Genomic DNA, 12,658 nt, shown 5'->3' on the forward strand with positions numbered 1-12,658 from the left:
GGCGAAGTCTAGTTGGGGAACTGCGGGCCACCGTCGCCAGGTAAAGGCTGGCCCTGGTTGAGGCGCTGCCATTCGTCGCCCGCGAGGTGAAGCGTGCGGGTGGGAAAGGCGACACTGCTGCCGCGCTTGGTCACCGCCTGCGCTATCTTGGTATTGATCCGCTGGCGCACGTTCATGTGCTCGACCCAAGCAATCGTGGTGGTGAAATAATACACGAGGATATCGAGACTGGAAGCGCCGAAATCGGTCCAGTTGACGAGGATGAAGTCTTGCTGCACGCCCTCGTCTTCCCGCAGGAGCTGGCGAATGTCGTCGACCAGCTGGTTCATCGTCTCGGGCGAAGTGTCGTACGTCACGCCAATCACCTGCTTCACGCGGCGCTTGGGCATGCGCGACCAGTTGTTGATCATCGCGTTGGCCAGCACGCTGTTGGGGATCGAGATCACGGTCTTGGGCCAGGTACGGACCTTCGTCGAACGTAGGCCAATGGATTCCACGTCGCCGTCGACTTCGCTGCCCACCTGGATCCAGTCGCCGACCCGGAAAGGCCGGTCGAGCGCGAGCGCGATGGAGCCGTAGAGGTTGGCGATGGTGTCCTTGGAAGCGAAAGCCAGCGCAGCGCCGCCGATGCCAAGGGTGGCGAGGATGCCCCCGATGTCGTACCCAAGGTTGTCGACCACCATGACGGTTCCCAGGACGCAGAGGAAGATGCGGAGGCTCTTCTTGACCAGCGGAGCGAAGCCAGCCAGGCCCTTGTCGCCCGCGCCGGTCACCGTCATCGCCACATCGATCAGCACATCGACCACCCGGATGAGGCCCCAGAAGAAGAGGACCATCGAAACCCCGCGGAAAAGCAGGCTAGAGATGTTGGACCACTCGTCGCTGAGCGGCAGCACCGCAATCGCCAGGTAGATGCCGAAAACCGGCATGAAGTTGGCCAGCGGCTTTTCGAGCGCCGTCAGCAGCCGGTCGTCGTAGTCGCTATTGGTCTTGCTGGTAAAGAGACGGGCTCCCCGCAGGATGACATTGGTAAAGAGCCCGCGGAAGCCGAAGCCAGCCAGCACGAAAATGAAGCTGAGCAAGAGCTCACGCACCGTATAGGGGCCCACCGCCCACTCCAGAAACACAGCCATGGGGCAAATCCAAAAAGCGGCGGGCCCCTAGGCAACGAAATTGTGCCGTCGGCCGTCGGCACTTGCGAAGCCGCCCCGGGCGCTTATGCTTCAAAAATATCATGTCCACGTCCGATTCTCCTTCGCAATCGAGTTACCAGACCCTTGGCCGTCGCTCCAGCGGGTTCTTCCAGGTCACTTTCAGCGACCAAGCCATGAAGATGCTCAACCAGCTGCCGGTCGACGACCAGTTGCGCATGGTCAGCGAAATGAGCGAACTCAACGAGGAGGCCCTGAAGCGCCACAGCGAGAAGATCCGCGAGTTCTCCCGCGACGGCAAAACCTTCTACCGCCTCTCGGCAGGTGAATTCCGCTGCTACTTCGAGGTCCGGGGCTCCGTGCTCTACGCCCACTACATTCTCCACCAGCACACGATCGCGGATTTTCTCTTCCGCAACAATCGCCCGCTGACGGACGAAATCCTCGCCGAAAAGGAAGCCAGCTTCTGGAAGTACCTGGAGGCCACGATCAAGTGGTAGTTGCTCACACAGTGTGGGTAACAACGTGCATAACATCCTGGGTACAACGTGTGAATAACTCGTGAGTTATTCTTACCCCCAATCTGCTGGCAAAGTACGAGTACAGTTATCCCCATCGGGGTACGGTTTTAAAGTCCTTGTATTTAAACCACTTCTGGAGTTATCCCCGCTTGTTCACAGCCCATAAGAAGACGAAGAGAGCTTTTAAATATAAGTACCCAATCCCCAGTACTGGCCGGGGCTCAGCGCCAGCGGAGTCCGGCAACAAAAAGCTTGCCACTCCTGTCTCCTCGTCATGATGGTGAGGACGTCGAGCAGGTGTTGCCCTGCCCCTGTCCCGTTGCGCCTTTACCCTCCATTGTCGTTGACCGCATGAAGTTTAAGATCAACCGCGACCATTTCACCAGCGGCCTCCAACAGGTCCTAAACGTTGTCGGCACCCGCGCGACCATGCCGATCCTCAGCAATGTGCTCATCAATGCCGAGGACGACCACATCACGCTGACCACGACGAACCTGGACCTTGGCATCCGCTGCCAGATCCGCTGCGACGTGAGCGAGAAGGGCACGCTGACCCTGCCCGTTCGCAAGCTGGCCTCGATCGTGCGCGACCTGCCCAACCTCGACGTGGAGGTGGAGACCTATTCCAACCAGCAGGCCAAGATCAGCTCCGGCACCTCGACCTTCCGCATCATGGGCATCAGCTCGGAGGAGTTCCCTCCGCTGCCCGAGTTCGCCGACCAGCACAGCTTCCTCCTGCGCCAGGACGAGCTGCAGCGCATGCTCAAGAGCGTCTCCTACGCCCAGTCGTCGGATGAGACCCGTTACATCATGAACGGCGTCTACTTCAATTTTGAGGACGCCAAGCTGACCCTCGCCGCCACCGACGGCCGCCGCCTCGCCGTGGTGAGCAAAGAGCTGGAAGTGACGGAGGAAAACGCCGGCAGTCTCATTCTGCCCGCCAAGACCGTTTCCGAAGTGGAGCGCCTGCTCGGCCAGGGCGAAACCGTCCGCATCGCGTTCAACGATCGCCAGGTCGCCTTCGAGATCAGCAGCGCCACCGAGAACGACGACAAGGGGCTGATGGACAACATCTACCTCGTATCCAAGGTGGTTGAGGGCAAGTATCCCAACTACCGGCAGGTGATCCCCAAGGAGAACGACCAGCACCTCAAGGTGAGCCGCGAGTCGTTCCTCAACTGCGTGCGCCGCGCTTCCCTCGTCACGACGGACAAGAACCACGCGATCAAAGTCCACGTGCACGACAACACGCTGGAGATCACGGGCGAAAGCAGCGAATTCGGCAATTCCAACGTCACCCTGCTCGTCGAGTACAACGGCCCGGGCGTAACGGTGGCCTTCAACCCGAACTACATCATCGAGCCGCTCAAGGCGCTGACCCGCGACGAGGTGATCTTCGAGTTCAAGGACGAGCTGAGCCCCGGCGTAATCCGTACGCCCGACAGCTTCCTCTGTGTGATCATGCCCTTGCGCCTGACTTGATTACCGGGCCCCGCCTGAAGGAAATCGCCGGCATTGCCAAGAGCGCTCGTATCCGTATCCTGTAGCCCATGGGTTTAGATCTCAATGCAGTGCCGGAGTGGGGCTGGACCAGCCTCGCCCTCGCACTGGTGGCGCTCGAAGTGTTGGTCATGATCGCGGTCAACTCGCTCGCTCAGCGTTCGCAGTTCAGCGGCGCCTCCGGGCTGGCGATATTTGCCCGCTGGCTGCGCTGGGTCACGATCGCCGTGCTTGGCGCCTCTCTCACCTTCAGCCTCACGCAGGATTATCCCTTCTGGGTGCTGTTCCTGGTCTGCTTCCTCGTGTGGTTCCTGCTGGAGACAGGCTATAACTGGTTGGCGATCAATGCGATCAGCCACAGCGAGATCCCGCTCTTCCCGCGCTTCGAGCCCAATCGCCGGGGCGACGAATGGCCCAGCCAACCCCGCTTTATCGAGCTGCGCAACTGGCTGCGCGAGCACAACCTGCAGCGCGCCGACGCACTGGTGACGCGGGCGGGGCAGCACGAGCTGCGGCGCGTGTCGATCTACCGCAACGAGGACGACAGCATCCGCGTGCAAATCCTCTTCATCCCGGCAGTGCGCCAGCAGATCATCACCTGCTACGCCTTGCACTCGGTGACGGAAGACGGCGAGCGCATCATCACCGACAACATTTTCCTGCCCTACGGCGGTTTTTATCCGGAAAAGTGGCTCCTGGAGCGCCGCCCGGGTAAAAGCAGCCTTGCGAGCCTCTGGAAGCGCCACCTGGAGCGCATGGATGCCCACGGCGGGCCCTTTGTGCCGATCGAGGTCGACCCGCAGCTGGTGATCAACGACGACCAGCGCGTGCTCGAACGCCTCAACCGCCAGCTCGGCTTCCTCAACAACGACGAGGAAGAGGAAGAAATGGTCGGCCGCATCACTGCCGCCGGTCGCTTCCGGATCTGGACGGAGATGTGGATGCTTGGCTATCTGGGCCGTTCGCATCGCTATTAAGACCGTTGGCATGATTTGGGCGGAAGGCCCGTCGCAACTCGCCTACGCTGCACGATGGATTACTCGGAAATGCTCCGGCTGACCGCCCCAGAGCGAGTCGGCACCCTCCAACCCCATAGCATCGAAAGCAAGCGGGCGATGGAGCGCTTTCAGGACTTCATGCGCGATCTGAAGCCAGACCAGGTGCGCGCGCAGGCCTGCGACGTCTATGGGCCCGAGGCGATCCTTTACGACACGCTGGCGACCAAAGTCGGCAACGAGAACATCCGCGACTATTTTGCCAAGACCGCCCAAAAAGCGGAAGCGGTGCGTGTCGACTTTCAGGAAGTAATTACTAACGGTCACGATCATTACGTGCGCTGGGAGATGGCGATCACCTGGAAGCTCTTCAGGCGCCACACCACCCGCTCGGTCGGAATGTCGCAAGTCCGCTTTGGCGGCGACGGTCGAGTGGCGCTGCACTACGATTTCTGGGACTCGGGCAGCCATTTCTACGCGCAAATTCCAGGGCTCGGCGGGCTGATCCGATTGATCCAGAAGCAGGCCTGAAGATGAGGCAGACGCGAGAAATTTCGCGTCAACGTCAAGCTACGCGGCATCACCGGCTTGCATTTGGGCCACGTCCATGCTAACAACGCGCTTTCATGCTTACCCGGTGGTCGTAGAAAATCCCCCTTCTCCTGCCGATTCCGCACCCTCTTTGTATATTTTTGTTTTTGTATGGACGTAGCAATTGTGACTGGAGCTTCGACCGGCCTGGGTGCCGCGATTTCCCGTAAGCTCCTGGAATTGGGCTTTCGCGTTTACGGCCTTGGTGGCAACTACACGCAGATGCCGTTCAACAACGTGGACTTTCGTCCCGTGCCGTGCGATCTCAGCGATCCGGCCGCCGTCGAACGCTGCACACGTGACATCATTGAGCAGGAAGACGCTGTTTACGTAGTCGTCAACAATGCCAAGATGGTCCCCCGCCAGGACTGGCACGAAGTGACCGGCCCGGAGCTGCAGCGCTGCCTCGCCGTCAACCTCCTTTGCCCGCTCGTCATCACCCGCACCGTGCTGGAAGGCCTGTGCCGGATGCAGGGCTACATCATCAACATCGGCTCGTCGGACCCGGAAACGGCTCGTGGCGGCCCGGTGGGTGCGGCCTCCGCCGGTGGCCTGCGCTGGATGGGCGAGGCCCTCTTTGCCGAACTGCGCGACTACGGCGTGAAGGTGACGAACGTCTGCCCCATGCCCAACCGCTGGCGCCCGAGCGATGCCCCGCCCGCCAACGACCGCCGCCCGCAGAGCGTGATCGACCCCAACATGGTCGCCCAGGCCGTGGCCGACGTGCTCAGCAATCGCACCGGTAACATCGTGACGGATGTCGTCATCCGCCCGCAGCGCCTCGTTGAAAAGCCGCTGGCACCCGTCCGCGAGATCCCCTACCCCGACCCGCAGCCCATCCCCTACACTGTCCCGCGCGAAGAGATCGAGGCCGAAGAGCGCCGCGACCTCGAAGTCGATACGGACGATAGCGAGGGTGACGAGCAGCCCAAGGGCGAAGGTGAGGACGATGGCGGCAACCGCGACAAGAAGCGCCGCCGCCGCCGCCGTCGTCGCAAGAACCGCGACCGCAGCGGTGAAGACGCCGAGGCCAACGCCGCCGAAGCCAACGCCGCCGAAGTTTCCGACATTACGGGCTCCGAAGAGCCGGGACCCGCTCCCGAAGCCGACGAAGAGCCCACCGAAAAGCAGCCCGAGCCGCGTCGTGAAGATCGCCGCGAAAAGGGCCGCCGCGAAGAGCGTGAAGGCCGCCCGGAGCGTGCCGAACGCGCCGAACGTAGCGAGCAGCGCGAAGACCGCCCCGAAAAGGGCGAGCGTCGCGAACGCCGTGAGCGTGAAGACCGTGGCGACCGCCGCGAAGGCCGGGGTGAGCGCCGTGAACGCGACGACCGTCGCGAAGGGAAGCGCGGAGGCGACCGTGATCGTGACCGCGACCGCCGTGGGCCGCGCGACGAGGAACGCCTCGAGCGCACCCGCCAGCAGCGTGAAAAGCGCGAAGGCCAGCCGGAGCCCATGCAGGCCGGCGAGCCCTCCGTGGCCGCCGTCGAAGCCGCTCTGGCCCCGACTGAGCCCGCTGCCCAGCCGACCGCGCAACCCGCAGCAGAAGCCGGTGCCGCCAAGCCCGCCGTCCGTTCTCCCCTCGACGCGTTGAAGGCCTACCAAGGCCCCGGCGACGCCAAGTCGGAAGCCGGCTCCGGAAGCGACGCCAGCCGCCGCCGTGGTCGCAAAGGCCGCAAGGGTGGTTCGGGTGAAGGCTTCAAAGCCAAGAACCCGCTCGAAGCGCTCGCCAAGCTGCCCGGCAAGACTCTCGTAAACCAGTTTGCACCGCAACCGGGCGAGTTGGAGCCGGCCAAGCGCGAAGAACGTGCCCAGGCCGTCCCCTCCACGCAAGAAGCCAAGACCGCTGCCTCCAAGGAGCAACCGGCCAAGGCCGAAGCTGCCCCGGCTGTCGCCCAGCCTGCTGAAAAGCCGGCGAAGAAGGCCGCCAAAAAGGCCGCTCGCAAGACGGCAGCGAAGAAAACCGCCGCCAAGAAGGCTGCGGCCAAGCCGGCAGAGCCCAAGGTGGAAGCCGCTCCGGCCCCTGAGCCTGAGCCCGCCCCAGCACCTACCCCGGAAGTGAAGCCGGTGGAAACCGCCAAGCCGGCCGCGAAAAAGGCGGCCAAAAAGGCCACGACCAAGAAGGTTGCGGCCAAGAAAACCGCCACCAAAAAGACGGCGACGAAGAAAACGGCCCGCAAGGCCGCCGCCAAAAAGACTGCCCGTAAAACGGCGGCCAAGAAGGCTGCTTCTTCGGACGAGGCTTAAACCGCCCGCCGACAAGGCCCGGATATAATTTGGCCGGATGCGCTTTAACCCGCATCCGGCCTTTTTGTTTTTCGAATTCAGTAAAGACGGACCTCAGCTCTTGGTCGAGACGACGTGGTTGGGCAGCTTGACGGTGAAGGTGGTGCCGACGCCCAGCTCCGACTCGACTTCGATCGCGCCGTGGTTGCGCTGCACAAAGCTCTTTACGAGCATCAGGCCCAGCCCGTGGCCCGCTTCGTTGCTCGTGCCGGGCCGCGAGGTCTTCTTGCGCTGGTCGAAGAGGCTGGCGCGCAGCTCCTCGCCCATCCCCAGGCCTTCGTCGCGCACGATCAGGTGCGTTTCGTCCTTCACCGTGCGGATGGTGAGGTAGACGGTCTTGCCGTGGTGGGAGAACTTGATCGCGTTGCTCAGCAGGTTGCGCAGCACCGTTTCGACCATTTCGCGGTCGGCGTAGATGATGGCGTCTTGTTCGACTTCAGCCACCAGCTCAAGCTCCTTGCCGTGCAGCACAGGCTCGAGGGCCGCATGCACGGTGCGAATGAGGTCGACGCATTCGATGACTTCGGGCGCGACGACGAGATGGTCGGTCTGGGCGCGGGCCCAGTGCAGGAGCTTGGTCGTGAGGTCGAGCAGTTGCTCGGCATTGGTTTCCCCGCGCGAAAGGAACTTCTTGAGCGTAGGGGTAGGCTGCTGCTCCACCTGCTCGGCGCAAAACTTGAAGGTGCTACGGAGGGTGGCGATGGGCGCGCAAATGTCGTGCGAAATGATGGAGAGCATCTGGTCGCGCACGTTGAGGGCCGCCTTCAGGTCCTGCTCGGCCTGGTGGTTGCGCAGCGTATAGCGGATCGTGCGGTCGAGCAGCTCGGAGGTCATGGAGCCCTTCTTGAGGTATTCCTTGGCCCCGGCGCGCATGCAGGCGATGTCGACCTCCCGCTGGTCCATCGAGGTGATCATGATGACGGGGGGAGCCGTTTCCGATTTGCGGAGGTGCTTCAGCAGGTCGAGCCCGCTTTCGAGTCCGAGCACAAAGTCGCTGATGATCAAGTCTATATGCTGCTGGTCCAGGATCTTCAGGGCTTCCTTGACGCCTTCGCATACCACGAGGTCGAAGCGTAGCGGGCGGATCTTGTTGAGCAGCTTGCGAAAGAGAAAAACGTCCTCTCGGTCGTCTTCTACGAGCAGGAGGCGGATGACGGGAGATTCCATAATATGCGGGAAGCGGGCCGGAAAAGATTAGCAGGCAGAGGGGATCAGCGCGGTTTTCAGCCAGTATTCGCTGAGGCAGTGCACGGTCTGGACAAGGGTGTCGAAAGTTACGGGCTTGGTCATGTAAGCGTTGACGCCGAGGTCGTACATGCGGTGCACGTCTTCGGGCGCGGCGGAGCTGCTGACGATGATCACGGGGATGTGTCGCAGCGCCGGGTCCGACTTGAGCTCCTGTAGGGTTTCTCGACCGTCCATGACTGGCATGTTGAGGTCGAGAATGATCAGGCCGGGCAGCCGAGGTCGAGCCGCTTTGGTGGCCGTGGGCAGCGCGCGCAGGTGGTTCAGCAATTCCTCTCCGTTGTGCAGGATCGTAAGGGGATTCTGCAGATCGTTGCGTTGAAATGCCTTGCGCATGAGCATGCAATCGTCGGCGTCGTCGTCCACGATGAAGACGGCGGCGTGATCCGCTGCCGATCTTTTTGCGTGTGGCTGGGAGCTGATCATGGTTAGAAAGCGGGGAGGTGGAGGGTGAACGTAGCCCCTTGGTCGGGTCGGCCGGTGGCTTCGATGCGGCCGCGGTGGCGCTCCACAATGCGGCGGCAGATGGCCAGGCCGATGCCGGTGCCTTCATACTGCTGGCGGGTATGCAGGCGGCGAAACGGCTTGAAGATACGCTCCGCGTGCTTTGGGTCAAAGCCGATCCCGTTGTCGCGCACGGTAATGACGTGCCAGGCCTTGGGTCCGCCGCCCGGCTCGGGTGGCTCGACTTCGGTGCGGGCGAGCACTTCGATGCGCGGGGGCACCTCGTTGCGCCGATACTTCAGGGCATTGCTGATGAGGTTCTGGAAGAGCTGGCGCAGGAGGGTCGGCTGACCGGGCACGCTGGGCAGCTCGCCGATCGTGATCTGTGCCTCTGCCTCGCGCACTGCAAACTCGAGCACTTCGTAGACTTCGCCGAGGATCTGCTGCAGGTCGACTTGCTCGGGCTCAAAGCTGGCGGTGGAGGCGCGCGAATACTGCAGCAGGTCGTCGATCAGCTTTTCCATGCGTTCGGCGGCGCGCTGCATGCTGGTAAGGTAGCCGCGCCCTTCTTCGGCGATGCCTTCGCCAAACTCTTCGTTGAAGAGGTTGGAGTAGGCCTGGATCTTGCGCAGTGGCTCGCGCAGGTCGTGCGAGGCGGCGTAGGCAAACTCCTGCAGGTAGTCGTTGCGCGCCTGCAGCTCGCGCGCGTAATTGCGGAGCTGCTTTTCGTCGTCTTTCTGCGCCTGGATATCCGTCATGCTGCCGACCCATTCCAGCACGCTGGCCTCCCCGCGCAGCAGGGGCAGGGCTTTGACGGCAAAGTAGCGGTAGCGGCGGATCTGCTGGCACCAGAGGCGGCACTCGGCAGCAAACGCCTTTACCTCATGGAGCGAGTCTTTCCACTCGCGCAGGAAGTGCTCGGCGTCGTCTTCATGGATCATGCGGTGCCAGCCCAGGCCGGCGGCGTCTTCTTCGCTCTGGCCTGTGTATTCCTGCCAGGAGGGTTGCGGCTCCACGAAGTTGCCCGCCTTGTCGGTCGTCCAGATGATCGAGGCGGCAGCTTCGGTCAACATGCGCAGGCGGCGCTCGTTCAGGGCCAGCTCTCGGCTGGAGGCGGCCTCCCGCTTCAGCGCTTCGCGCAGGGCAGAGTTGACGTCTTCCAGCTCTTGGGTGCGGTTTTTTACGCGCTGCTCCAGGCGCTCGTTGGCCTGCTCGATCTGGAGCTGGGTGGTCTTGCGGTCATGGATGTCGGTGAGGGTGCCGACGAGGCGGGAGACGACACCTTTTTCGTCGCGCAAGGTCCGCCCGACGCAGTTGAACCAGCGCCAGTTGTCGCCGCAGCGCAGGCGCATTTCGAGCCCCAGCTGGTCGTTGGCCTCGGTCGCGTTGTTGACGCGCTCGAGCACCACCGGCCGGTCGTCGGGGTGGATGAAGAGCAGGGCCTTCTGGAAGCGCTCGGGCCGCTCTTCTTCCGGGATGCGGAGCAGGTGGAGCGCCTGGTCGGAAAACCAGATTTCGCCGGTCTTGAGGTTGTAGAAGTCCCAGACGATATCGTTGGAAGCGTCGAGGGCCAGCTCGAGGCGTTCCTTGGTGTAGCGGAGCTCCTGCTCGGTCTCGTGCTGTTCGTGGATGTCGTCCAGCGTGCCCATACCCCGGATGCGCCCGTCGTGCTCGCGCAGCATGATCGCCCGGATGCGGAACCAGCGGTAGCCTCGGTCGCGGGTATTCAGGCGGAGATCGATGCTGCGCCCGCCGCCGCTCCGGATGTGGCCTTCCACCGTTTCATCCAGGCGCAAGCGGTCGTCGGGGTGGACGTGGCTTTTGACCCAGTTGGCAGTCGCGGGCAGGGACTGCGGCTCGTAGCCGAGCAGCTGGTAATACCGGTCCGACCACCACATGTCGTCGCTTTCGACATCGGGCCAGTCCCACAGGCCCTCGTGGATCGAGGCCATCGCCAGCTCCAGCCGCTGATGCTCCTGCAGGCCGTGCACAGCGGAGGTTTCGCTGGATTTGACGAGCACGCCGTCGTCGCAAGGGGCGGCCTTCATCAGGTAACGCACGTCCCGATAGGTGCAGACGCGCTCGTGCTGTTGGCGGGTTTGCTGCACTTCCTCCAGCAGGGCGAACATCTGGTTGGCCTCGGCATCGGAAGCGCAGGTGCCGATGACGGTGCCAAATTCGAGGCCGAATTTGTTGATCGCGACCTGGGAAGCCCACTTCACCGTCCACTCGTCGCGCTCGGGCGTGTGCACGACCAGAAACAGCGCTTCGTCGCTCAGGTTGAGAAGCGCGGCGGACCAAGTCTGGTTTTGGCTGCTCACGGGAGGTTTACCCATTGCTGCTACCACTCCATCAGATCGACCATTGTGGCTGCCTCCTTAGCCCGGTGAAAGGAGAAAGGGTGCCCGTTTGGCGGGCGAAAGGCGAAGGCCCCCGATGATTGACAATAATTGCGGCCGTACGCCATGCTAAAAGCTCCTTTCTGACTGCCATGAACCGCGTTTATATCAAGACTTACGGCTGCCAAATGAACGAGCGCGACTCGGAAGCGGTGGCCGAAATGTTGCGTGGCCGCGGCTATTCGATCGTCGAAAGCGAGCACGATGCGGATGTGGTGCTGCTCAACACCTGCGCCGTGCGCGACCAGGCGGAGCAAAAGGCGATCGGCAAGGCCGGGCACCTCGTGCGCCGTAAGCGCGCCAATCCCAACTTTGTCGTAGGCGTAATGGGCTGCATGGCGCAGAATCGCGGCGAAGAGCTCGTCGACCGCCTGCCCGACCTCGATTTGCTGGTGGGCACCCAGAAGTTTCACCGTGTGCCGGACTTGCTCGACCGCATGATCGCTACCCAACGCGGCCTTGGCCCCCGCCCGGAGACGCTGGTGGAGCTGGCCGAGGAGGCTGGCAGCGAAGAGACGATCAAGGGCCACAGCCAGGGCGAGCGGCAGGTCAGCGCCTTCGTCAGCATCATGCAGGGCTGTAACATGCACTGCAGCTTTTGCATCGTCCCCAAGACACGCGGCGCCGAGCGCTACCGCTCGATGGACGCCATTTGCGCCGAAATCGAAGGCCTGGTGGCCAACGGCACCAAGGAAGTGACGCTGCTGGGCCAGATCGTGAACAGCTACGGTATGCGCCAGATCCCTTATCGCGACGGCATCAGCCCCTTTGTGCAGCTGCTGGAGCGCGTCAATGCGATCGACGGCTTGGAGCGCATCCGCTTCACCTCCCCCCACCCGCGCGGCTTCCAGCGCGACTTGGTGGAGGCCTATGGGCGTCTGGAAAAGCTGATGCCTTACGTGCACCTGCCTCTCCAGAGCGGCAGCGACCGCGTGCTGCGGATCATGCGCCGCCCCTACACGGTGCGTCGCTTCCGCGAGATCGTGGCCCAGCTGAGGGAGGTACGCCCCGATATCTGCCTCTCGACCGACGTTATCGTGGGCTTTCCGGGGGAGACGGACGACGATTTTGCCCAAACGCAGGCCTTGTTCGACGAGCTGGCCTTCGACATGGCCTTCATCTTCCGCTATTCCCCCCGCCCCGGTACCAAGGCGGCGGAAATGCTCGACAACGTGCCCGAAGAGGTGAAGGAAGCGCGCAACCAGGCGCTGCTCGACATCCTCGCCGGGCACTCTCTGGCCTGCAACGCCGCGCTGGTCGGCACCGTGCAGCCAGTGTTGGTCGAAGGGCCGGCGCGCAAGGGCGAAGGCATCTTCATGGGCCGCACGCCCAACTACCGCAAAGTCCTCTTCCCCGCAAGCGAGCGCCTGGTGGGCCAGATCGTGCCCGTGCATATCCACGAGCACTCGACCACCATCGTCAAAGGCGAGCTGGTGCTGAAGGAAGACGAGCCGGAAGTGACGGTCGGAGAGGCATTGCTGGCCACGGATTAGCACGGATAAACACGGATTCTTCGATTCGTGAAGTTC

Annotated in this window: 10 protein-coding genes; 6 read left to right on the plus strand and 4 right to left on the minus strand. The window is 62.7% G+C overall.

Annotated features, from left to right (window positions below; genetic code table 11):
* Positions 1 to 8: 8 nt before the first annotated feature.
* Positions 9 to 1,133: a mechanosensitive ion channel family protein gene (locus tag Q7P63_09825; protein ID MDP0500386.1), complete on the minus strand. Its 1,125-nt coding sequence runs from the start codon at positions 1,131 to 1,133 to the stop codon at positions 9 to 11.
* A 101-nt stretch (positions 1,134 to 1,234) separates the two neighbouring features.
* Here Q7P63_09825 and Q7P63_09830 point away from each other — a divergent pair, with 101 nt between their 5' ends.
* The 5 genes from Q7P63_09830 (at position 1,235) to Q7P63_09850 (ending at position 7,002) form a co-directional block, all read left to right on the plus strand.
* The gene (locus Q7P63_09830) at positions 1,235 to 1,651 is read left to right on the plus strand and encodes a cytotoxic translational repressor of toxin-antitoxin stability system (GenBank protein MDP0500387.1); all 417 of its coding nucleotides are present in this window, start codon (positions 1,235 to 1,237) and stop codon (positions 1,649 to 1,651) included.
* Positions 1,652 to 2,023: 372 nt separating this feature from the next.
* Positions 2,024 to 3,154: a DNA polymerase III subunit beta gene (gene dnaN / locus Q7P63_09835; GenBank protein MDP0500388.1), complete on the plus strand. Its 1,131-nt coding sequence runs from the start codon at positions 2,024 to 2,026 to the stop codon at positions 3,152 to 3,154.
* A gap of 68 nt (positions 3,155 to 3,222) precedes the next feature.
* A complete protein-coding gene (locus Q7P63_09840) occupies positions 3,223 to 4,149 on the plus strand; it encodes a hypothetical protein (GenBank protein MDP0500389.1) in 927 nt (308 codons plus the stop codon).
* Between the two features lie 54 nt (positions 4,150 to 4,203).
* Positions 4,204 to 4,698 carry a nuclear transport factor 2 family protein gene (locus tag Q7P63_09845; GenBank protein ID MDP0500390.1) on the plus strand — a complete coding sequence of 165 codons (495 nt, stop codon included), beginning with the start codon at positions 4,204 to 4,206 and terminating at the stop codon, positions 4,696 to 4,698.
* Positions 4,699 to 4,869: 171 nt separating this feature from the next.
* Complete coding sequence (locus Q7P63_09850) at positions 4,870 to 7,002, plus strand: SDR family NAD(P)-dependent oxidoreductase (protein ID MDP0500391.1); 2,133 nt, start codon at positions 4,870 to 4,872, stop codon at positions 7,000 to 7,002.
* A gap of 93 nt (positions 7,003 to 7,095) precedes the next feature.
* Here Q7P63_09850 and Q7P63_09855 read toward each other — a convergent pair whose 3' ends face one another.
* From Q7P63_09855 to Q7P63_09865, 3 genes are read right to left on the minus strand one after another with little or no spacing between them, the layout of a single operon-like run.
* The gene (locus Q7P63_09855; GenBank protein ID MDP0500392.1) at positions 7,096 to 8,208 is read right to left on the minus strand and encodes a hybrid sensor histidine kinase/response regulator; all 1,113 of its coding nucleotides are present in this window, start codon (positions 8,206 to 8,208) and stop codon (positions 7,096 to 7,098) included.
* Positions 8,209 to 8,235: 27 nt separating this feature from the next.
* Positions 8,236 to 8,712 carry a response regulator gene (locus Q7P63_09860; GenBank protein MDP0500393.1) on the minus strand — a complete coding sequence of 159 codons (477 nt, stop codon included), beginning with the start codon at positions 8,710 to 8,712 and terminating at the stop codon, positions 8,236 to 8,238.
* A 2-nt stretch (positions 8,713 to 8,714) separates the two neighbouring features.
* On the minus strand, positions 8,715 to 11,066 hold the full coding sequence (locus tag Q7P63_09865) for a PAS domain-containing protein (GenBank protein ID MDP0500394.1): 2,352 nt from the start codon (positions 11,064 to 11,066) through the stop codon (positions 8,715 to 8,717).
* 155 nt (positions 11,067 to 11,221) lie between these two features.
* Here Q7P63_09865 and miaB point away from each other — a divergent pair, with 155 nt between their 5' ends.
* Complete coding sequence (gene miaB, locus Q7P63_09870; protein ID MDP0500395.1) at positions 11,222 to 12,622, plus strand: tRNA (N6-isopentenyl adenosine(37)-C2)-methylthiotransferase MiaB; 1,401 nt, start codon at positions 11,222 to 11,224, stop codon at positions 12,620 to 12,622.
* Positions 12,623 to 12,658: the final 36 nt, after the last annotated feature.

The sequence above is a fragment of the Verrucomicrobiota bacterium JB022 genome (assembly GCA_030673845.1).
Classification (GTDB): Bacteria; Verrucomicrobiota; Verrucomicrobiia; order Opitutales; family Oceanipulchritudinaceae; genus WOUP01.